The 21,653-nt window shown below is 72.4% G+C and carries 14 protein-coding genes and 1 riboswitch; of the genes, 5 read left to right on the top strand and 9 right to left on the bottom strand.

All coding sequences use genetic code 11. The features are described from left to right. Positions 1 to 41 precede the first annotated feature (41 nt). The 7 genes from sucD to AC4BEG_RS19880 form a co-directional block, all read right to left on the bottom strand. Complete coding sequence (gene sucD / locus AC4BEG_RS19910; RefSeq protein WP_490701100.1) at positions 42 to 926, bottom strand: succinate--CoA ligase subunit alpha; 885 nt, start codon at positions 924 to 926, stop codon at positions 42 to 44. Between the two features lie 21 nt (positions 927 to 947). Continuing rightward, on the bottom strand, positions 948 to 2,120 hold the full coding sequence (sucC, locus tag AC4BEG_RS19905) for an ADP-forming succinate--CoA ligase subunit beta (RefSeq protein WP_490701099.1): 1,173 nt from the start codon (positions 2,118 to 2,120) through the stop codon (positions 948 to 950). 466 nt (positions 2,121 to 2,586) lie between these two features. Continuing rightward, a complete protein-coding gene (locus AC4BEG_RS19900) occupies positions 2,587 to 3,900 on the bottom strand; it encodes a hypothetical protein (protein WP_490701098.1) in 1,314 nt (437 codons plus the stop codon). A 99-nt stretch (positions 3,901 to 3,999) separates the two neighbouring features. Beyond that, a complete protein-coding gene (locus tag AC4BEG_RS19895; RefSeq protein WP_490701097.1) occupies positions 4,000 to 4,854 on the bottom strand; it encodes a hypothetical protein in 855 nt (284 codons plus the stop codon). A 176-nt stretch (positions 4,855 to 5,030) separates the two neighbouring features. Then, entirely contained in the window at positions 5,031 to 6,260 is a 1,230-nt protein-coding gene (locus tag AC4BEG_RS19890) for a VWA domain-containing protein (RefSeq protein WP_490701096.1), read from the bottom strand. Continuing rightward, positions 6,257 to 8,932, bottom strand: a complete 2,676-nt coding sequence (locus AC4BEG_RS19885; RefSeq protein ID WP_490701095.1) for a DUF5682 family protein — start codon at positions 8,930 to 8,932, stop codon at positions 6,257 to 6,259. The genes AC4BEG_RS19890 and AC4BEG_RS19885 overlap by 4 nt, the downstream gene beginning before the upstream one ends. Further along, positions 8,929 to 10,023 carry an ATP-binding protein gene (locus tag AC4BEG_RS19880; RefSeq protein ID WP_490707135.1) on the bottom strand — a complete coding sequence of 365 codons (1,095 nt, stop codon included), beginning with the start codon at positions 10,021 to 10,023 and terminating at the stop codon, positions 8,929 to 8,931. The genes AC4BEG_RS19885 and AC4BEG_RS19880 overlap by 4 nt, the downstream gene beginning before the upstream one ends. A 228-nt stretch (positions 10,024 to 10,251) precedes the next feature. Here AC4BEG_RS19880 and AC4BEG_RS19875 point away from each other — a divergent pair, with 228 nt between their 5' ends. Together AC4BEG_RS19875 and AC4BEG_RS19870 are read left to right on the top strand one after the other, a co-directional pair. Next, on the top strand, positions 10,252 to 11,748 hold the full coding sequence (locus tag AC4BEG_RS19875; RefSeq protein WP_490701094.1) for an SWIM zinc finger family protein: 1,497 nt from the start codon (positions 10,252 to 10,254) through the stop codon (positions 11,746 to 11,748). Between the two features lie 23 nt (positions 11,749 to 11,771). Further along, on the top strand, positions 11,772 to 13,433 hold the full coding sequence (locus AC4BEG_RS19870) for a DUF5691 domain-containing protein (RefSeq protein ID WP_490701093.1): 1,662 nt from the start codon (positions 11,772 to 11,774) through the stop codon (positions 13,431 to 13,433). A 484-nt stretch (positions 13,434 to 13,917) separates the two neighbouring features. Here the strand turns inward: AC4BEG_RS19870 and icmB are convergent, their stop codons facing one another. Beyond that, the gene (gene icmB / locus AC4BEG_RS19865; protein WP_201870712.1) at positions 13,918 to 14,328 is read right to left on the bottom strand and encodes a coenzyme B12-dependent isobutyryl CoA mutase small subunit; all 411 of its coding nucleotides are present in this window, start codon (positions 14,326 to 14,328) and stop codon (positions 13,918 to 13,920) included. A gap of 427 nt (positions 14,329 to 14,755) precedes the next feature. Here icmB and AC4BEG_RS19860 point away from each other — a divergent pair, with 427 nt between their 5' ends. Then, positions 14,756 to 15,541: an esterase/lipase family protein gene (locus AC4BEG_RS19860; protein ID WP_490701092.1), complete on the top strand. Its 786-nt coding sequence runs from the start codon at positions 14,756 to 14,758 to the stop codon at positions 15,539 to 15,541. A 252-nt stretch (positions 15,542 to 15,793) separates the two neighbouring features. Continuing rightward, a complete protein-coding gene (locus AC4BEG_RS19855) occupies positions 15,794 to 17,458 on the top strand; it encodes a M23 family metallopeptidase (RefSeq protein WP_490701091.1) in 1,665 nt (554 codons plus the stop codon). A gap of 74 nt (positions 17,459 to 17,532) precedes the next feature. Here AC4BEG_RS19855 and pcrA read toward each other — a convergent pair whose 3' ends face one another. Next, on the bottom strand, positions 17,533 to 20,034 hold the full coding sequence (gene pcrA / locus AC4BEG_RS19850) for a DNA helicase PcrA (RefSeq protein WP_490701090.1): 2,502 nt from the start codon (positions 20,032 to 20,034) through the stop codon (positions 17,533 to 17,535). Between the two features lie 157 nt (positions 20,035 to 20,191). Further along, positions 20,192 to 20,369: riboswitch (cyclic di-AMP (ydaO/yuaA leader) on the top strand. An 8-nt stretch (positions 20,370 to 20,377) separates the two neighbouring features. Between pcrA and AC4BEG_RS19845 the strand changes: the two genes are divergently transcribed. Continuing rightward, the gene (locus AC4BEG_RS19845) at positions 20,378 to 21,568 is read left to right on the top strand and encodes a C40 family peptidase (protein ID WP_490701089.1); all 1,191 of its coding nucleotides are present in this window, start codon (positions 20,378 to 20,380) and stop codon (positions 21,566 to 21,568) included. Positions 21,569 to 21,653: the final 85 nt, after the last annotated feature.

Raw genomic sequence — 21,653 nt, 5'->3', positions numbered from 1 at the left:
GGCCCGCGCCCGTGAGCCGTGAAACCGGCGCTACGACGGCGTCAGCCGCCCAGCGCGGCGCGCGCGAGGCGGGCGGTCTCGGACGGCGTCTTGCCGACCTTCACGCCCGCGGCCTCCAGGGCCTCCTTCTTCGCCTGCGCGGTGCCGGAGGAACCGGACACGATCGCACCCGCGTGGCCCATGGTCTTGCCCTCGGGGGCGGTGAAACCCGCCACATAGCCGACGACCGGCTTGGTGACGTTGGCCTTGATGAAGTCCGCGGCCCGCTCCTCGGCGTCGCCGCCGATCTCACCGATCATCACGATCAGGTCGGTGTCGGGGTCGGCCTCGAAGGCGGCCAGGGCGTCGATGTGGGTGGTGCCGATGATCGGGTCACCGCCGATGCCGACGCAGGACGAGAAGCCGATGTCCCGCAGCTCGTACATCATCTGGTAGGTCAGCGTGCCGGACTTCGACACCAGACCGATGCGGCCGGGCTTGGTGATGTCGGACGGGATGATGCCCGCGTTCGACTGACCCGGCGTGATCAGACCCGGGCAGTTCGGGCCGATGATGCGGGTCTTGTTGCCCTTCTTGCCCGCGTAGGCCCAGAAGTTGGCCGAGTCGTGAACGGCGATGCCCTCGGTGATCACGACAGCGAGCGGGATCTCGGCGTCGATCGCCTCGATGACCGCGTCCTTGGTGAACTTCTCCGGGACGAAGATGACCGTGACATCGGCGCCGGTGGCGCCGATGGCCTCCTTGACGGAGCCGAAGACCGGGACCTCGGTGCCGTCGAAGTCAACGGTGGTGCCGGCCTTGCGCGGGTTCACGCCGCCGACGATGTTGGTGCCCGAGGCAAGCATCCGACGGGTGTGCTTCTGACCCTCGGACCCGGTCATCCCCTGGACGATGACCTTGCTTTCCTTGGTGAGGAAGATAGCCATGGTTTCTGGTGACCTCGTCCCTTACTTCGCAGCCAGCTCGGCGGCACGCTCAGCCGCGCCGTCCATGGTGTCCACCTGCTGCACCAGCGGGTGGTTGGCGTCGGTGAGGATCTTGCGACCCAGCTCCGCGTTGTTGCCGTCGAGGCGCACGACCAGCGGCTTGCTGACGTCCTCGCCCTTGGACTTCAGCAGTTCCAGGGCCTGGACGATGCCGTTGGCCACCGCGTCGCAGGCGGTGATGCCACCGAAGACGTTGACGAAGACCGACTTGACGTCCGGGTCACCGAGGATGATCTCGAGACCGTTGGCCATCACCTCGGCGGAGGCGCCACCACCGATGTCGAGGAAGTTGGCGGGCTTCACACCGCCGTGCTCCTCACCGGCGTACGCGACGACGTCGAGGGTCGACATGACCAGACCCGCGCCGTTGCCGATGATGCCGACCTCGCCGTCGAGCTTGACGTAGTTGAGGCCCTTGGCCTTGGCCGCGGCCTCCAGCGGGTTCGCGGCGTCCTTGTCCTCGAGCGCCTCGTGCTCCGGCTGACGGAACTCGGCGTTGGCGTCCAGGGAGACCTTGCCGTCCAGCGCGATGATCTGGCCGTCGCCGGTCTTGACCAGCGGGTTCACCTCAACGAGCAGGGCGTCTTCCTTGATGAAGACGGTCCACAGCTTCTGGAGGACCTCCGTGACCTGGCCCGCGATCTCGGCCGGGAACTTCGCGGCGGCGACGATCTCGGCGGCCTTCTCGGCGGTCACACCCTCGATGGCGTCCACCGGGATCTTGGCGAGCGCCTCGGGGTTCTGCTCCGCGACGACCTCGATCTCCACGCCACCCTCGACGGAGGCCATGGCGAGGAAGGTCCGGTTGGTGCGGTCCAGCAGGAAGGAGACGTAGTACTCCTCCTTGATGTCCGCGGTCTGGGCGAGCATCACCTTGTGGACCGTGTGGCCCTTGATGTCCATACCCAGGATCTGGGTCGCCTTCTCCACGGCGTCGGCCGGGTCGGAGGCCAGCTTGACGCCGCCGGCCTTACCGCGGCCGCCGGTCTTGACCTGCGCCTTGACGACCGCGCGGCCGCCCAGTCGCTCGGTCACCTCGCGCGCCGCCTCAGGCGTGTCGATGACTTCACCGGCCAGCACCGGTACACCGTGCTTGGCGAAGAGGTCCCTCGCCTGGTACTCGAACAGGTCCACGCGCGTCCGTCCCTTTTCCTGGATATCGCGGTCGTTGTCTGCGCGGGCGTGCCGCGGGGGCAGCGTGAGGACGCGATCTTTGACGAGGGCGGCACACGTGCGCCGGGTACGCGGCATGTCCGCATCGCAGGTTATCCCTGTGAACCGGATGACCCTAAATCGCAGGTCACACTCGAGCGGTGATTACGGTCACAGATCGCTGCCATGGGTATCTATTTCGATGGTGCCTCGCCCGGCGGTGTTCTGTCGCCGTGGCGTCGGTGTTGCGCTGGGGTTGCGCTGGGGTTGCGCTGACGTCGTTCCGTCGTTCCGTCGTTCCGTCGTTGTTCCGGCGTTGTTCCGGTGGAAACGCCGCGACCGGGCAGCCCTCTCCCCAAAGAGAGCCGCCCGGTCAGCGACAGTCCCCTCCCCAAAGAGGACTGCCGTTCGGTACAGCGATCCGTACGGCCGGGCGGCCGCGCGGAGATCAGACGGTCGGCAGCTCGGCCGGAACGGTCGGGAGGTCCGCCGGGACCGTGGGCAGCTCAGCCGGAACCGTCGGCAGGCCCGCCGGGACCGTGGGCAGCTCAGCCGGAACCGTCGGCAGGCCCGCCGGGACGGTCGGGACCCCCGCCGGGACGGCGGGCAGAACCGGGAGCGCCGGGATGTTCGCGGCGTCGGTCAGGTCGGTCGGCACCGCCGGGAGCAGGCTCTTCGCGCCGGTCGTGGCGTTACCCGCCGTGACCTGGGCGTCGGCGACCGCGGAGGTGCCGAGGTCCTGGGCGAACGGCACCGTGCTGGTGGCCAGGTCCTGCGCGAACGGCACGGTGGTGACCACCACGCTGCGCACCACCGGAACGGCACCGGCGGCGGTGTCCTGCGCGAACGGAACGACGTTGGAGGCGGTGCCGAGCACGTGGCCCTGGGCGCTGCCGGTCACGTAGCCCGCGTACGGGGTCGCGTGGTCCGCCGCGTCACCGGCCAGCACACCGGCGTCACCGGCGGCGCGCTGCGCGACCGGGAGGACCTTGACCACGGTGCGGTGCACGGCGGGCGGCAGCACGTCGGAGGCGGCGCCGTCGACGGTCGGCCGGGCGGCGTCCACGGCGGCCTGCGCCTTGCCGGTCAGCTGCTCGGGACGGACACCCGCGCCGGAGAGGGCGCCCAGCAGTTCGTCGGCCGAGCCGGGGACGGCGGGCAGCTTCGGGGTGGCGGGGAGCTGGGCGGGCAGCTCGGCCGGGACGGCACCGTCGAGGGACGGCACGGAGCCCGCGGCGGGCAGCGCGGAGGTGTCGGGCACGGTCGGCAGCGAGCCGAGGGCCGGGATCTCCGGCGCCACGCCGGGGACCTCACCGGTGGGCAGGTCGACGTCGGTGGCCCGCTTGACCTTCTGCACGGCCTTGCCGGCCTTCTTGGCGACCTTGCCCGGGGTGGCGTGACCGGTCACACCGTCCACGGTCTTGGAGGCGTCCGGCACGCTTGGCAGACCGTCGGTGGCGGGCACGCCGCCCTTGACGGTGTCGGTGACCGTCGAGGTCGCGCCGTCGACGGTCTTCTTGGCGGTGTCGGTGACCTCGGAGGTGTCGGTGAGGCCGCCGGTCGCGCCCTTGACGGTGTCGGTGACCTTGTCGGTCGAGGCGGTGTCCCGGGCGGTATTGCTGACGCCGTTCACCGTGCTGGTGACACCGTCGGTGGACGGAACGGCGGGCAGCTCGTCGGCGCTGGCCGCGGCGGTGCCCAGGGCCCAGATACCGGTGGCAGCGGCGGCGACGAGGATCGAACGGCGGATGTTGTTGCGCATGGCGTGGAAGTCCTTCGAATTCACAAGGGGGTTGTCGGACGGGCAGACCTGACCCGCCCCCGCGCGGCAGGTCTTGTACAGACGGGGGTGAGGTCTGCCCTAGCCGGGGAATTCGAGGACTTCGTTGAACCGCTCGCGCGTCGGGGCCGAGCTCTCCGCGCGGATCGCACCGGGCCGCAGCCCGAAGTGGTCCGCGTCGGACGGCGGCAGAGCGGCATGGGTGTCCCCGCCACGGGGAGCGCCGCTGTCGCCGGTGTACTGGGAGACGGTCCCGAAGGGGGACCGCGGAAGGGGCAGCGGCGCCGGGGCGCCACCGTCCTCGGCCGCACCGGCGGACGCCCGGACGGCGGGACCGTGCCCGGCGTCGTCGGCGGTGCGCGGCGGGACGGTGACGGCCGATGCCGCCACGGGACCCGCCGGGGCCGTGGTGTGCGCGGACGTGTGGGCGCGCGGGGCGGAATCGCCCTGCGCGGCACGGTCCTTGCCCGAGCCGTGGCCCGTTGCCGAACCGTCGGAGCCCGCGCCGCCGGTGCTGCCCGCACCGAGGTCGGGCAGGTCCACGGGCAGGCTGTCGCCGGTGTCGCGCACCAGGTCACCGACCGGGTCGGTGACCTTCCGCGCCTCGCGCTCGACCGGCTCCCGGACGGGGCGTACGCCCTCGGCGACCGCTTCCCCGGTGGCGTCGGCCGCCTCGGCGGCCTGGTCCCGGGTGTGCTTCCCGGCCTGCTCGGCGTGGTGCCGGGCGGTATCGGCCTTGGCCTCGGAGGGGTCGAGCAGCCCGGAGGCGCTGGAGCTCTTGGCCTGATGAACCGGGGCGACCGGCTGTGCCCGCTCGGCGGCGTGAGCGGTACCGCCGAAGAGGAACGCCAGGGCCAGGAAGCCCCCGAGGAAGAACGCCGCCATCAGCGCTCGCCGCGCGGCCACGGTGCGCGGCAGGCGCACAGCGGCAGGCATGGCGAACACAGCGGACAAGAGCGGGCCTTCTCTCGGATATGAGGACGCGTCGGCTGGAGCGTAGGAGCGCACAGCCGTACAGACAGGACGAACGTGCCAACCGGACGGTCGGATTCACGTCCTGGGCGACGTGGATGATCCTTGCACGACCGCCTGGGGGCGGCGCAAGCCCCTGGTCACTGATGCATCGCCATGTCCGGTATCGGCAGTTGGCGCCGCTCGATCGCCGAGGCCATCACCTCCGGGAAGAGATCGGGAGTGCAAGCGAAGGCGGGTGCGCCGAGCGCGGCGAGCGCCGCCGCGTGCTCGCGGTCGTAGCTCGGGGCCCCCTCGTCGGACAGCGCGAGCAGTGTCACGAACTGCACCCCGGACGCCTTCATCGCCGCGACCCGCCCCAGCATCTCGTCGCGGATACCGCCCTCGTAGAGGTCGCTGATGAGCACGACGACGGTGTCGGCGGGCCGGGTGATCTGCGACTGGCAGTACGCCAGCGCCCGGTTGATGTCGGTGCCGCCGCCGAGCCGGGTGCCGAACAGGACGTCCACCGGGTCGTCGAGCTGCTCGGTGAGATCCACGACGGAGGTGTCGAAGACGACCAGGCGGGTGGCGAGCGAACGCATCGAGGCGAGCACGGCGCCGAAGACGGAGGCGTAGACGACGGAGGCGGCCATCGACCCGGACTGGTCGATACAGAGCACCACGTCCTTCTTCACTCCGCGCGCCGCGCGGCCGTGACCGATCAGCCGCTCGGGGACGACCGTGCGGTGCTCGGGGAGGTAATGGGCGAGGTTGGCCCGGATGGTGCGGTTCCAGTCGATGTCCCGGTGGCGCGGGCGGCTGATCCGCGCGGAGCGGTCGAGGGCACCGGTGAGCGTGGCGCGGGTGCGCGTCGCCAGCCGCTTCTCCAGATCCTCGACGACCTTGCGGACGACGGCCCGCGCGGTGTTCTTCGTGGTCTCCGGCATCGCCTTGTTGAGGGTGAGCAGGGTGCTCACGAGATGGACGTCCGCCTCCACCGCCTCCAGCATCTCAGGCTCCAGCAGCAGCGCCGAAAGACCGAGCCGGTCGATGGCGTCTCGCTGCATGACCTGGACCACCGAGGTGGGGAAGTACCGGCGGATGTCACCGAGCCAGCGCGCCACTTGGGGCGCGGAGCCGCCGAGCCCGGCGGACCGCGACCCGGCCGCGGCGGCCCCGCCGCCGCGCGCGGTGACGCCCGGGGCGCCGCCGGTGGAGCCGGGTCCGTCGCCGCCCCGGGCCCCGTACAGCGCTTCGAGGGTGCGGTCCATGGCGGCGTCGGTCCCGCTGAGCGAACAGCCGGTGCCGTCGGCCCCCTGCCCGCCCAGCACCAGCCGCCACCGCCGCAGCCGCTCGTGGTGGTCGGTGGCGGGTGTGTGCGTGGTCATCCGGCTGCCTCCAGCGCGTGGTGGTCGTCAGGGGCGGGGGCGGAGCCCAGGCCCAGCAGGAGCCGCACCGTCGGCTCGGCGGCCGCCGCGCGGCCCGCGTCCAGCCCCGGCCCGAACCCGGGCGCCCCGGGAGCGGCTTGACCGCGCGGCCCGCCGTCGGCGCTCCCGTCCGCCCCCGCCGGGCCGCGGCGCACCAGCTCGCCGAGGGTGCGGCGGACGCCCGTGTCGTAGGCGGAGAAGGTGCGCCGCAGCAGCGGCAGCACATCCGTGAACGCGTCGGCGGGCACGCCCGTCAGCCAGCGGTCGACGAGGCCGAGCAGCCGCCCGTCGTGGACCAGCAGCATCCCGCCGCCCGCCTCGCCGCCGAGGAACCCCTCGATCCAGGCGGCGGCTTCGGTCGGCGCGGTGCCGGGCGAGAGGGCGAGCCCCATCAGCCGGGCCGCCTCGTCCTCCGGGAGCCGCCCGTCGTCCAGCAGCAACCGGGCGGCCCGTCCCCGGAGCACCCCGGGGACACCGGGCACCCCGTCCCGCCCGGCGACCCCCCGCAACACCCCGGCCCACCGCCTCCGCAACGCAACGTCGCGGTCCGCGACGCCAAGCCCGCCCGTCGGCCCCTCGGCGGCGAGCGATTCCCGCTCCCGTACTTCTGCCGGTCCCGGGGCCGACGCGTCCTGAGCCGAATCCGGTTCCGAGACCGCTTCCGGCCCCGAGCCGGACGCAGGCGGCGATGTCGGCTCGCCCGCCGGTCCCGTCGCCGCAACACCGCCCGCCGTCGAGGCCGGTGCCGGTGCCGGAGCGGGCGCCGGTGGGTCCACCGGTCCTGGTCCGGCCGCACCGGAGGTCGCCGACGTCCGCGACGTCTCCGCCAGAAGGCCGATCGCGCGGTGGACGGCTTCCAGATGGGCGCGCATCTCGGACGCGCCGCCGGGGTCGAGGCCCACGCAGGCGGGCGGCAGGCCGACGAGGATGCGCTCGGCGAGACCGGCGGCGACCTCGGTGAGGGCGGCAGTGTCGGTGGCGCGCACATCGCCGTAGCGCACCGACCGCACCAACGAGGGCAGTGCCTGCGCGAGATGGCCGACATCGGTGTCGAGCGCCGCGCGGTCGGCGAGCGCGCGCATCACCACAGGCAGGGCGCCGGGGAGCGCGGCCAGCAGACAGCGCTCGGCCAGCTCGGTGACCTCCGCGAGCGTCGTCGCGCCGACGGCCTCCGACTCCGCCTTGGCGGTGGCCGCGGACAGCACGGTGGTGCCCCAGACACCGGCCTCCGCCACCCGCACCGCCAACTCCGGCTCCCAGCGCAGCCGCCATGTCTCGCGGAAGGTGCCGGTGCTGCCGCGGGAGGCGGCCGGGGTGCCCCACGCGACGCCGAGCAGCCGCAGCCGGTGCAGCAGACGGCTGCGCGCGGCGTCGTTCTCCTTGCGCAGGTCCAGCTCCAGTTCGCGGTCCTGGGCCTCCGGCTTGAGGCGCAGCGAACGCTGTGTCCGCGTCAGGTCGCGCTGAAGCGGTACGGCCGGTGCCGAGTCGGGCACCTCTCCGAGGACGTCCCCGACGATCAGCCGGTCCCGCACCAGCGCGAGCGGCACCTCCGCGCCCTCGCACATCACCGCCCGCACGGCGTCCATGGTCTCCGCGAGCCCCGGGAGCGGGCGTCCGCGCAGGGCCGCGAGGGTCTCGGCGAGCCGCACCGCCTCGATGACATGGGCCGACGAGACGGCCACGTCCTCATCCCGGAGCAGCCGGGCGACCTTCGTCAGCCATCGCTCCAACGGCTGGTCGGGGGCATGGAAGAGATGGCTGTACCAGCCGGGGGAGGCGATCCCGGCGCCGTAGCCGCTGTGCCGGGCCAGCCGGCGGTGGGTCCACGGCACCCAGCTGATCTCTGCCTTGACCTTCGGCAGTCCCCTGAGGAGCGTACGGTCGGCGGTCACCGTGGACCGCCGGGCGAGCGCGGGCACATGCCAGGCCCCGCAGACGACCGCGACCTCGGCACCGAACTCCCGCCGCGCGTCCCTCAGCCGAAGCCGCATATGGGCCTCCCGCACGGCGTCGTCCTCATGGCCGCCGTCGCCGTGCTCGGCCCGGAGCGCGGCCATGGCCTCGCCCACGGCGGCGAACGGCGCGGCGGGGGCAGCGGGCCCCGGGCCGGGACCGCCACCCCGGTGCTCCACGACGTCCTCCCACCAGCGCTCCGGATCGTCGTAACCGGCCGCCTCCGCGAGGGCCGCGAGCGGGTCGAGACGTACCCGCGCGGCCTGTTCGGCCTCCTCACAGGGTTCATCCGGTCCCGCATCCGCCTCCGGCTCCGGCCGCTCCTTGGCGGCCATGGCCAGGGTGTTCGCCGCCGGGAGGTCGATGAACCGGACGGGCACATCGCGGGCCAGCGCCCACTGGATCGCCGCCCATTCCGGCGAGAACCCGGCCAGCGGCCAGAAGCCCGCGCGCCCGGGGTCGTCCGCGACGTGTGCGAGCAGGGCGACGGGCGGGTGCATGGCCTCGTCGGCGGCGAGCCGGACGATCGCGTCCGCCTCCGGGGGACCCTCGATGAGCACCGCACCGGGCTCGTACGTGTCGAGCGCCGCCCGGACCGCACGCGCCGAGCCGGGCCCGTGGTGCCGCACCCCGAGCAGCAGCGGCCACACCGCGTCCCCACCGGCACCGCTCGCCGTCACGCGCTCACCTCACGGCAGGCGCGGTAGAAGTCCTTCCAGCCGTCCCGCTCGCGGACGACCGCCTCCAGATACTCCTGCCAGATGACCCGGTCGGCCGCCGGGTCGCGGACGACCGCGCCCAGGATGCCCGCCGCCACATCACCGGCGCGCAGCACACCGTCACCGAAGTGGGCGGCGAGAGCGAGACCGTTGGTGACCACGGAGATGGCCTCGGCCGTGGACAGCGTGCCTGAGGGCGACTTGACCTTCGTACGGCCGTCTGCGGTCACCCCCTGCCGCAGCTCGCGGAAGACCGTGACCACCCGGCGGATCTCGTCGATGCCCTCCGGGACCTCGGGGAGGTCCAGCGAACGGCCGATCTGGGCGACGCGCCGGGCCACGATGTCGACCTCGTCCTCCGGGGTCGCGGGCAGCGGCAGCACCACCGTGTTGAAACGGCGGCGCAGGGCGCTGGACAGCTCATTGACCCCGCGGTCGCGGTCGTTGGCGGTGGCGATGAGATTGAAGCCGCGGACCGCCTGGACCTCCTCCCCCAGCTCCGGGACCGGCAGCGTCTTCTCCGACAGGACGGTGATCAGTGTGTCCTGCACATCGGCCGGGATGCGGGTCAGCTCCTCCACCCGCGCGGTCATCCCCTCCGCCATCGCCCGCATCACCGGGCTGGGCACCAGAGCGTCCCGGCTGGGGCCGTGGGCCAGCAGCTGGGCGTAGTTCCAGCCGTAGCGGATGGCCTCCTCGGGCGTGCCCGCGGTGCCCTGGACCAGCAGGGTGGAATCCCCGCTGACGGCCGCCGCCAGATGCTCCGAGACCCAGGTCTTGGCGGTGCCGGGGACACCGAGCAGGAGCAGCGCGCGATCGGTGGCGAGCGTGGTGACGGCGACCTCGACGATACGGCGCGGGCCCACGTACTTGGGTGTGATCACGGTGCCGTCCGGCAGGGTGCCGCCGAGGAGATAGGTGGCCACCGCCCATGGGGACAGCCGCCAACGCGCCGGGCGGGGACGGTCGTCGGCGGCGGCGAGCGCGCTCAGCTCGTCCGCGAAGGTGTGCTCCGCATGCGGACGAAGGACCTCCGCGGCTCCCCCCACCACCCCGTCGGACGCGGTGGCGGTGAATTCAGTGGATTCGGTGGATTCGGTGGATTCGGTCCCGGACACAGTGACGGTCACAGCTCCCCCACAGACTCGTTCCTCGCTCCGTCTCCGGACGCGTGTTCCGGACGCTGAATCCACCCTGCACCACCCCACTGACAATTCCCCCCGGCCCAACAAAGCGGCAGGTCAAGGCAGTTGTCAGTGGGTGCTCGTACGGTCGTGGACATGAATCCGCAGGGGGAACGCTGGACGGCGGAGCAGGTGCTCGCGCTGGCTCCGGACGCCGCTTCGCGCACGGCGGGCGGCAAGCTGGCCACGGCCGGTCCGTGGTCGGGTGCGGGGGCGGGCGGCCGGGGCATATGGGGGGTGTGCGCGGGCAGTGGCAGCGCGCCGTACCGGACGGTCGTGGATCTCGACGGGCCGGGATACCGGTGCAGTTGCCCGAGCCGGAAGTTCCCGTGCAAGCACGCGCTGGGGCTGTTGCTGCTGTGGGCGTCGGGCGGCGAGGGGGTGCCGGAGGGCGGCGAGCCCCCGGAGTGGGCCGGCGGCTGGCTGAGCGAGCGGCGCGAGCGCGCGGCGGACCAGGCGGCGCGGCGACGTGCCGATGCCGGGCCGGGGGCTGGCGGGGGCACGGACGCCGGGGATCAGCGGTCCGGCGGGGGCGCGGGCGGCACCGCCGACCCCGAAGCGGCCCGGCGCCGCGCCGAGCGGCGCGCCCAGCGCATCGCCGCGGGCGCCTCGGAGTTGGAGCGGCGCCTCGCCGATCTGCTGCGCGACGGGCTCGCCGCCGCCGACCGCGCGGGATACGGGGCGTGGGACGAGACGGCGGCGCGGATGGTCGACGCCCAGGCCCCGGGCCTGGAGACGCGGGTGCGGGAGCTGGCCGCCATCCCGTCCTCCGGAGCGGGCTGGCCAGCGCGGCTGCTGGAGGAATGCGCGCTGGCTCACCTCCTCAGCCAAGGCTTCCTCCACATCGACCGGCTCCCGGCGGAGCTGGCCGCCACCACCCGCGCCCGGATCGGGATCACCCTGCCGGTGGCCGAGCTGCTGGCCACCGCCGAACCGGTCCGGGACCGGTGGCTGGTCCTGGGCCGCCAGGACAGTTCCGACGGACGGCTGACCACCCGCCGTGTCTGGCTCCGCGGGGAGCGCACCGGCCGGATGGCGCTGCTGCTGTCCTTCGGCGCGGGCGGCCGGTCCCCGGAGCCCGCCCTGCCCACGGGGCTGCTGCTGGACGCCGACCTCGTGTACTACCCGTCCACCCGCCCCCTCCGCGCGGCCCTCGCCGAGCACCGCGTCGCACCGCCGGACGCCAACACCGACACCGACAGCGACAGCGACAGCGACAGCGACAGCGACAGCGACAGCGACAGCGATCGGACGGTGCCGCCCGGCGGCGATGTGGATGCGGCCCTCGCCGCGTACGGCGAGGCGTTGGGGCAGGATCCCTGGCTGGAGGGCTGGCCGGTGGTGCTGTCCGGGGTCACCCCGGTCCCGGCGGACGAGGGCTGGCAGCTGGCGGATACGACGACCGGTCTCGCCCTGCCCGTCGATCCGCGCTGCGCCGGGCGCACCGACCTGTGGCAGCTGCTGGCGATCGCGGGCGGCCGCCCGATCACCGTCTTCGGGGAGTGCGGCCACCGCGGTTTCGTGCCGATCACCACCTGGGACCCGGAGCCGGTCCCGCTCACCGCCACCCCAGCGCGAGGAGGCCGACGTTGACGACCCGCACCGCAATCCCAGCCATGTCCTCCGACGCCTCCTGGAACGAGTCCTGGGACGACCTCGTGGCCGCCGCGCTGCTCGGCACCGAGCGCCGTACACCGCCCATCACCTCGCTGCCGGGGCAGGACACCGCCGCCGCGCTGCTGGACGCCGCCGCGCTCAGCACCGTGCGGCGGCGGGCCGGGCTGCGGCCCGCACCCGCGCGGCCCGTACCCGCGCCCGCGCCGCCCGACCCCCGCCCGGCCCTGCCGTCGGCCGCCCGCGCCCGGCTGGCGATGCTGCTCGCCGACCGTTCGGCGGCCGGGCGCGGCAGCCAGCGTTCGGCGCCCGACCTCGCCGAACTGCTTCCGCAGTGGCTCACCCTGGCCAACCACCACGGCTACCGGGCGCCGGACGCACTGCTGCCGGCGCTGCTCGACGCGGCGCGGGCCCGTACCGATCTGCGGCCCGAGGCTCTGACCCTCGGCGGGCCGCGCGCGCTGTGGCTGGCCCGGCTCAACGCCGAATGGAAGTTCGCGCTGCGCGGCGGGGCGGGCCGGGCCACCCTGCCCCCGGAGGGCACCGTCCCAGCCGTACCGCCCGACGGCCCCTCCCTCGCGGCGGGACCGGACACCCACGGCCGCTCCGAGGTCCAGCGGCTGTGGGAGGAGGGGCTGTTCGCCGAGCGGGTGTCCCTGCTCTCGGCGGCCCGCCACCGCGATCCGGCGGCCGGGCTCGCGCTGCTCAGCGGCACCTGGGCCACGGAGCGGGCCGAGGACCGGCTGATGTTCCTGGACTCGCTCCGTGACGATCTCTGCCCCTCCGACGAGCCGTTCCTCGAACAGGCCCTGTCCGACCGCAGCCGGAACGTCCGGGCGACCGCCGCCGAGCTGCTCTCCGCCCTGCCTGCCTCGGCACTGGCCGCGCGCATGGCCGAGCGGGCCCGGGGCTGTGTGTCCCTGACCGCCACCGGACGGATCGCCGTCGAGGCCCCGGCCGCATGCGACAGCGGAATGCAGCGCGACGGCATCGTGCCCAAGCCGCCCTCGGGGCGCGGCGAGCGCTCCTGGTGGCTGGGGCAGCTGGTGGAGGCGACCCCGCTGGACCGCTGGGCCGAGTGGTTCGGCGGGCTCGGCGCCGCGGAGATCGTGGCACTGCCGGTGGCGGACGGCTGGCAGGCGGATCTGCACGCGGCCTGGTGCCGGGCCGCCGTGCGGCAGCGCAGTGCGGAGTGGTCCCGCGCGCTGCTGGGGGCCCCGACCCTGCCGCCCTCCTCGGGTGACGCCGCCCCCGCCGCCTGGCGCGACCCGGCGAAGCTGCTGTCCGCGCTGCCGCCGGAGGAACGAGCCGGATGGGTCGCCGAGTTCATCGCCTCCCACGGTCTGTCCGACGCGTTCCGGCTGCTCGGGGTCTGTGCGTTGCCCTGGGCCGAGCCGCTCGGCCGGGCCGTGGTGGACGCACTCGACATCGCTCGGGACGCGGGCAGCTACCCATGGAGCTTCAGCGGGGTCATGGGCCTGGCCGAGCGCTGTCTGGACCCGGGCCAGGCGGACCGCCTGGAGGTGCTCACGGCGATACCGGACGAGGGTGAGGACGCGGCTCCGGGAGCGGGTGGCTACTGGTCGGAGGCGTTCCAGCGGCTGGTGGGCACGCTACGGCTGAGGGAAGCCATCCGCGCCGAACTCACCCCGCCCACGGGTTGAACACGCCCGCGCACCCGGTGCGTTACCGGGCCGGTGCGGCCCGGCGGATGCGTACGCCGGCGGCGTCGCGGCCGCCCGTACGGCGCGGAGGCTCAATGCAAAGGCCCGGCACGTCGGTGGCCGCGCGGTGCGAACCGCCGCGCGGAACGGCCGACCAGGCGGGGCCCGCGGCCCGGCCGCGCGGCGGCACACGGCGCGGTGAGCTACCGCCGTGCGTCGGGGCCGCGAGGCACCCGGCCCTACGAAACCGTGCGGGAGAGACGGCGCGGCGCCGAGCCATGCGGTTCCGCCGCGCGGCGAAGCGCCCTCGGACGGTCGGGCGCCGACACGGCGGGGGGAGCGGTGCGGCTCCGCACGCAACGAGATGCACCTCGGGCGGCCGGACACAGGGCCGTTGACTGGTAGTACCTACGCCGTCACACGGCGCGCGGGCCGCACAGCCGCGGCGGGGTCCCGGGGCGCGGCCCCGGGATGAGGCTCCGGCTCAGGCGGCCACCGGGCGGACGTTCTTCTGGACCCACTCCACGATGGACCCCGTCGTGGCGCCCGGCGTGAAGATCTCCGCAACGCCCTGCTCCTTCAGCGGGGCGATGTCGTCCTCGGGGATGATGCCGCCGCCGAAGACCTTGATGTCCTCCGCCTCACGCTCCCGCAACAGCTCCAGCACCTTGGCGAAGAGCGTCATATGGGCACCGGAGAGGATCGAGAGCCCGATCGCGTCGGCGTCCTCCTGGATCGCGGTGTCGACGATCTGCTCGGGGGTCTGGTGGAGCCCGGTGTAGATGACCTCCATACCCGCGTCGCGCAGCGCCCGCGCGATCACCTTCGCCCCGCGGTCATGGCCGTCCAGCCCCGGCTTGGCCACCACCACACGGATCGGACCGGTCACACCCATCACAGCCTCCAAGACCTAGCATGCGTCCGCGATCTGGCGCGCGCTCCCATGAACGCCGAACGCACCCATGTGAACGAACGTTATCTCCAGCATCCCCTACCCGGCAGTTTCGCGGCGCGCAGCGAGGGGGAAATCACACGTGGGACACGTTCACTGAAGGCCGTACCCGCATCCGCGATCGCATCAGCCGCAGAGACTTCGGACGCCGGGTCGGCCACACAAGGGGAGCCGCAGCGGGGACCGCCGCACCGCGCAGCGCCGCTCATCGCCATCGGCAGTTATGGGCATGGGCATGGCGCAGCACGGTGCGGCGGTGCGGTCATACCGCCATGACGTTCACCATGGCCATGACCTCACCCATGGGCATGGCCATGCTCACGGCCACGTCCACGGCTGCCCGTGCGGGCACACCGGGAGGTCGGCCGCCATGGGCCTCATATGCTTTCGGGCCATCACCCTCGACCTGGCGATCCTCGCCGGACATCTGGTGCTCTACCCGACCGGCATCCTGCCGGAGCGACCGCCCGTTCCGCCGCCGCCCGACGCCGCCGCCCGGCTCCCCACCGAGGGCCGGGCCCACCGCCCCGTCGTCCTGCTCCATGGCTTCATCGACAACCGCTCCGTCTTCGTCCTGCTGCGCCGCGCTCTGCACCGGCACGGCCGACAGCATGTCGAAGCGCTCAACTACTCGCCGCTCACCTGCGACCTGCGCACCGCCGCCGCGCTCCTCGCCCGCCATATCGAAGAGGTCTGCGCCCGCACCGGCCACAGCCGGGTCGATGTGATCGGCCACAGCCTGGGCGGACTGATCGCCCGCTACTACGTCCAGCGGCTCGGTGGCGATCTCCGCGTCCACTCCCTGGTGACGCTCGGTACCCCACACGCGGGAACGCGCGCGGCGCCCTTGTTGTCCGCACATCCGCTCGTGCGTCAGATGTGCCCGGACTCCGATGTGATAGCGGAGTTGCGGCAGCCTGCCCCCGAATGCCGTACGCGCATGATCTCTTTTTGGAGCGATGCGGATCAGTTGATGATCCCGGCGGAGACGGCCCGGATAGACCATCCGGATGTGATCTCCCGGAACATTCGCGTCAGAGGAATCGGACATCTCGCCCTACCAGTGCATTCCGCGGTCGCCGCCGGAGTCCTGGAGGCCCTGGACACCGCTGACGAGGCCCCGGCGGACACACCGGACACCTTCTCGGTGGCCTGACCGCGGCCCGGCCCAGGGACCCGACCGCGGCCCGACGGCGGCCCGACGACGGGAGCGCAAAGGCCGCGCGGGGACGGAAATTGCCGAACAATAATCGAACGCCCGGCCAAGGAAGCGCGTACAGTCCGCCGAAAGACGACCAAATGCCCTTTCCCATGATGCTCAAAACTTGCTGAAGATTGTCGCTGCCGCGTACCGCCGGGTACAGTCGCCGCTAATTCTCCTGCTGCCGAGGCGAAAGAGAAGTTGGTGGTGAACGACCGTCACCCGTCGGTGGGCTCCAACCCGGCCGACCCCGCTCCTGACGCCTCATATCCGTACTACGAGGCATACGGTCAGCAGCAGGACACAGCGCACGGCCACGTCGGGTACGACGGCTACTCCACCGGCAGCTTCGACCAACTCGGCGCCGCCTACGGCGACGGGGACCCGCTCTTCGGCGCGCTCCCCGGAAGCAACGGCTCCTACGACGGCTATGCCGCCGGGCACAGCGGCCAGTACGACGCCTCGCAGTGGGACGTCACCGGTCAGCAGATGACCGGTACGTACGACATGGGCCACTCCGGCCACTTCGAGACCGGCGCCTACGACACCACCACGATGTGGGCCGCCTCCGGCTATCAGCTGCCGACCGACATCCCGTCGCAGCCGACCGCGGAGACCGGTGGGCAGTGGGACATCCACGCGTGGGGCACCGACGCCACCGGCCACATCGAGATCCCCGCACAGTGGGACAACTCCGGCACGGCGTACGACACCACCGCGTTCGACGCCACCGCCCTACAGGACGCCACCGCGCTCCACGACGCCACCGGCCTCCACGACTCCGCCGCGCTCGACAACACCGGCTACGACACCGGCGCCTACGAGACCTTCGAGTCCTACGACTCCTGCGACGGCCCGGACATGACCTCGGGCGTCAACACCGGCCAGACCCAGTTCTGGGACACCACCGCCTTCGCCACCGGCGACGAGACACCGCAGGACACGCACCACGACGGGGCCCACGACGCACCCCACGACGACCACCCCGGCGTCCGCGAGGCCGAACCAGAACCCGAGGCGGCGGCCGAACACGAGCCCGCGCCCGATGCCGACGTGACGCTCCTGTCCGCGCCGTCGCCTTCGCGCACAGCGCAGTCCGCACGCCGTGGAAGCGGCGGCGGCAACGGCCGGGCCCGCCGACGCACCGTGTCGGCCCGCCCCAAACGCTCCGCGCTCCTCACCGTCGCCGTCCCGTCCGTCTGCGCCCTCGGCGTCAGCGCGGTGGCCGCCGCCTCCGTCGGGATGAGCAACGACAAGAAGGACAGTTCGGCCACCCAGGCCGCCCCCGCCGCGCCGCCCGTCAAGGCCGCCGCCGCCAACAGCAAGCTGGACAGCCAGCTCGCCGAAGTCCGCGAAGGCGCCGACGACTTCCGGGACCGCGCCAGCCGCACCCAGGAGCGCATCGACCTCCAGGCACGCCAGGCCGCCGAGAAGAAGCGCAAGGCCGTGGAGGCCGCGCGCAAGGAGGCACTGCGCCCCAAGTTCGCGCTCCCCGTCGCCGAGCACGGCCTGAGCGCCACCTACGGCCAGGCGGGCATCAACTGGATGTCCCTGCACACCGGTATCGACTTCCCGGTCAGCTACGGCACCCCCGTCATGGCCGCGACCGACGGCACCGTGCGGACCCAGTGGAACGACGCCTACGGCAACATGGTCATATTGACCAGTCCGGACGGCACGGAGACCTGGTACTGCCATCTCAGCAGCGCCAAGATCCGCTCCGGGACCGTCAAGGCGGGCGACACCATCGCCTTCTCCGGGGACTCGGGCAACTCCACCGGCCCGCACTTGCACTTCGAGGTGCACCCCGGGGGCGGGGCGGCCGTCGACCCGCTGCCCTGGCTGCGCGGCCACGGCCTCAACCCGTCGTAACCTCGACGCGCCCCCCGAACGCCCCCGTCGTCACCCCAGCCCCCGAAGTCCGCCCCTGAAGTCCGCCCCTCCAGCTACAGCTTCTCGACCGGCGCGTACCGCAGCAGCAGCCGCTTCGGCTTCTCGTCGCCAAAGTCGATCGTGGCCTCCGCGTTGTCCCCGCTGCCCTTCACCGCCACGACGGTGCCGAGCCCGAAGCTGTCATGGGTGACCCGGTCGCCGATGGCCAGGGAGACGGCTGGCCGCTCCTTCGCCCGCCGGGTGGCGAAACCGCTCGCCCCCGCGCGCGTCCGCGACGACCCACCGCCCGAGAGCCCGCCGCCCGAGAACCCGGAGCCGCCCGCGATGGCGCCCATGGACGCCGACGGGGTGGCCGGACCGGTCCGGCGCCACCGCACATACTGGTCCGGGATCTCCTCCAGGAAGCGGGAGGGCGGGTTGTACGCGGGCTGCCCCCACGCACTCCGCATCGTCGAACGCGTCAGATACAGCCGCTCGCGCGCGCGTGTGATCCCCACATAGGCGAGCCGCCGCTCCTCCTCCAGCTCCTTGGTCTGACCGAGCGCCCGCATATGCGGGAAGACGCCGTCCTCCAGACCGCTGAGGAAGACGACGGGGAACTCAAGACCCTTGGCCGTGTGCAGCGTCATCAGCGTGATGACCCCGGTGCCCTCCAGGTCCTCGTCCGGGATCTGGTCGGAGTCGGCGACCAGCGCGACCTGCTCCAGGAACTCGGCGAGCGTACCGGGGTTCTCCTCACCCCGGTCCTGCTCGAACTCCAGGGCCACGGCGGCCAGCTCCTGGAGGTTCTCGATCCGGGTCTCGTCCTGCGGGTCCGTGGACGCCTGGAGCTCCGCGAGATAGCCGGTGCGCTCGAGCACCGCCTCCAGCACCGTGGCCGGGCCCGCGCCCGACTCCACGATGGTGCGCAGCTCCTCCATCAGCGTGTTGAACCGCTTCACCGCGTTCGCCGAGCGGGCGGCCATGCCGTACGCCTCGTCGACCCGGCGCAGCGCCTGCGGGAAGGTGATCTTCTCGCGCAGCGCCAGCGCGTCGATCATCGCCTCGGCGCGCTCGCCGATACCGCGCTTGGGCACGTTCAGAATGCGGCGCAGCGGGACGTTGTCCTCGGGGTTGGCCAGCACCCGCAGATAGGCGAGGACGTCCCGGACCTCCTTGCGCTCGTAGAAGCGCACTCCGCCGACGACCTTGTACGGCAGCCCGACGCGGATGAAGATTTCCTCGAAGACACGGGACTGGGCGTTGGTGCGGTAGAAGACGGCGACATCCCCCGCCTTGGCGTCGCCCGCGTCCGTCAGCCGGTCGATCTCATCGGCGACGAACTGGGCCTCGTCGTGCTCGGTGTCGGCCACATAGCCGGTGATGGTGGCCCCGGCACCGGCCTCGGTCCACAGGTTCTTCGGGCGGCGGTTCTCATTGCGCTCGATGACCGCGTTGGCCGCGCTGAGGATGGTCTGTGTGGAGCGGTAGTTCTGCTCCAGCAGGATGGTCCGCGCGTCCGGGTAGTCCTCCTCGAACTGGAGGATGTTACGGATGGTGGCGCCGCGGAAAGCGTAGATGGACTGGTCGGCGTCGCCCACCACGCACAGCTCGCCGGCCGTGGTCTCCTCGGTGTCCGTGCCGACCAGCTCGCGCACCAGGGTGTACTGCGCGTGGTTGGTGTCCTGGTACTCGTCGACCAGCACATGGCGGAACCGGCGGCGGTAGTGCTCGGCGACATCGGGGAACGCCTGGAGCAGATTGACCGTGGTCATGATGATGTCGTCAAAGTCCAGCGCGTTGGCCTCGCGCAGCCTCGACTGGTACATCGCATACGCCTCGGCGAGCGTCTTCTCGAAGCCGTCCGCGGCCTGCCCGGCGAAGGTCTCCTCGTCGATCAGCTCGTTCTTCAGGTTGGAGATCTTGGCGCTGAAGGACTTGGGCGGGAACCGCTTGGGGTCCAGGTCCAGATCCCGGCAGACCAGCGCCATCAACCGCTTGGAATCGGCCGCGTCGTAGATCGAGAACGATGAGGTGAAGCCCAGCTTCTTGGACTCGCGGCGCAGGATGCGCACACAGGCGCTGTGGAAGGTGGAGACCCACATGGCATGCGCCCGTGGTCCGACCAGCTCCTCCACCCGCTCCTTCATCTCGCCCGCGGCCTTGTTGGTGAAGGTGATGGCGAGGATCTGGCCGGGGTGCACTCCGCGCGCGCCGAGCAGATACGCGATGCGGTGGGTGAGCACCCGGGTCTTGCCGGAACCGGCGCCCGCGACGATCAGCAGCGGTGAGCCGGTGTGCTCCACGGCGGCACGCTGCTGCTCGTTCAGCCCCTCGAGCAGGGCCGCCGGGTCCACGGCCGGCCGCGCCGCGCCGTCCCGGTAGTACGCCTCCCGGGGCACGCTCGGCACGGGCGCGTCGAAATCGCCGCTGAAGAGGTGGTGCGGTACGTCCTCACCACCGCCGGGACCGTGGTGCTCGGGGCCCTCGTGGTGCTCGTGGTCCTCGGGCGGTGGGGGCTCCTCGCCCGAGGGTCCGAGGTCCGCCAGGAAGCTGTCGTCAAAGAGGCTGCTCATCGCTCACCGAGTCTAGGCCGCGCCACTGACAGCCTACGTGCGAACATCACGAAACGGTTTCGGGCAAAAGGAACACCAGCCTTCACAGGAGCCCCACGAGTTGGCTACCGTCCTCCGTCAGGCAGTCCGAACACCTGTCGGCGAACCACGTCGGCACGGACGGCCTCCGCCGAGTCCGGCCACGTCGCGAGGCAGCCGGAGCCGGGGACCCACACGTTCCACCGGGGTGAATCGGCCCGGCGACGGCACACCGTGCCGCCCGGACGGGCCGTAGGGCAGCCTTCCGTTCCGCCCGAACCCGACAGCTAACCCGGTAGGCGGTCCACGGAAGGAGTCGCCTCCCTTGGCGTCGCACCGCAAGCCGCGGACCCGAATACCGGCAGCGCTGAACGGTCAGAGCCGCCGGACCGCCGTCGGGGTCACCACGGCCGCCCTGGCCTCGGTCACCCTGCTCTCCCAGGCGGCGAACGCCGCGCCCGGCGATCCCAAGCCCGCCACCCAGTCGATCGAAGAGGTCAAGAAGAAGGTCGACACCCTTTACCACCAGGCGGAGAGCGCCACCCAGGGCTACAACGCCGCCAAGGAGCGCACCGAGACCCAGCGCGCCAAGGTCGACAAGCTGCTGGACAGCGTCGCCAAGCGCACCGAGAAGCTCAACGAGGCCCGGCGCACGCTCGGCACCTACGCCGCGGCCCAGTACCGCAGCGGCGGCATGGCCACCAGCACCGCCGCCATGCTCTTCTCCTCCGACCCGCGCGACGTCTTCGACCAGTCGCATCTGATGGACCGGCTCACCGGCCGCCAGAAGGAGGCCGTCGAGGAGTTCCAGACGGAGCGCACCAAGGCGGCCAAGGAGCGCGCCACCGCCACCAAGAGCCTCGCCTCGCTGACCTCGTCGCAGAAGACGCTCAAGACGAAGAAGCAGGCCGTCCAGACCAAGCTGTCCGAGGCGCGGCGCCTGCTGTCGAACCTGACCGCCAAGGAGAAGGCACGGCTGGCGGCGATCGAGAAGGCGAAGCAGGAGGAGGCCCGGCGCAAGGCGGCCGCACTCGCCGAGAAGCAGCGGCAGGCGGAGGCCGAACGTCAGCGGCAGGCCGCGGCCGAACGTCAGCGGCAGCAGGAGTCCAACGACAGCTCCGGCTCGTCCACGCCGTCCGCTCCTTCCACTCCTGCCCCCTCCACCAGCACCAAGGCGGCGCAGGCGGTCGCCTTCGCCCAGGCACAGATCGGCAAGCCGTACGTCTGGGGCGCCACCGGCCCCAACTCCTTCGACTGCTCGGGGCTGACCCAGGCGGCCTGGAAGTCCGCCGGGGTGTCCCTGCCGCGCACCACCTGGGACCAGGTGAAGGTCGGGACGCGGGTGTCGACGTCCGACCTCAAACCAGGCGATCTGGTCTTCTTCTACGACGACATCAGCCATGTCGGGCTCTACATCGGCGACGGGATGATGATCCACGCGCCGAAGCCGGGTGACACCGTGAAGAAGGCGCCGATCACCGAAATGCCGATCTACGGCAGCGTGCGCCCCGCCTGACGTCCGGGCCGCGCCCCGTCGTGTGAGGGGCGGACCCTCGGCACCATGCATGGCACGCGCCCCCGTCCCAGCTGCGCAGCTGGGA

This window comes from Streptomyces sp. JLBJ103 (genome assembly GCF_058215575.1).
Note: the sequence above shows the minus strand (reverse complement) of the source record. Positions and strands in the feature narration are given on the sequence as shown.

Coding starts and splice junctions, on each gene's coding strand:
- sucD (WP_490701100.1), bottom strand. CDS start 926: ATGGCTATCTTCCTCACCAAGGAAAGCAAGGTCATCGTCCAGGGGATG.
- AC4BEG_RS19900 (WP_490701098.1), bottom strand. CDS start 3,900: ATGCGCAACAACATCCGCCGTTCGATCCTCGTCGCCGCCGCTGCCACC.
- AC4BEG_RS19895 (WP_490701097.1), bottom strand. CDS start 4,854: ATGCCTGCCGCTGTGCGCCTGCCGCGCACCGTGGCCGCGCGGCGAGCG.
- AC4BEG_RS19890 (WP_490701096.1), bottom strand. CDS start 6,260: ATGACCACGCACACACCCGCCACCGACCACCACGAGCGGCTGCGGCGG.
- AC4BEG_RS19875 (WP_490701094.1), top strand. CDS start 10,252: ATGAATCCGCAGGGGGAACGCTGGACGGCGGAGCAGGTGCTCGCGCTG.
- AC4BEG_RS19870 (WP_490701093.1), top strand. CDS start 11,772: ATGTCCTCCGACGCCTCCTGGAACGAGTCCTGGGACGACCTCGTGGCC.
- icmB (WP_201870712.1), bottom strand. CDS start 14,328: ATGGGTGTGACCGGTCCGATCCGTGTGGTGGTGGCCAAGCCGGGGCTG.
- AC4BEG_RS19860 (WP_490701092.1), top strand. CDS start 14,756: ATGGGCCTCATATGCTTTCGGGCCATCACCCTCGACCTGGCGATCCTC.
- pcrA (WP_490701090.1), bottom strand. CDS start 20,034: ATGAGCAGCCTCTTTGACGACAGCTTCCTGGCGGACCTCGGACCCTCG.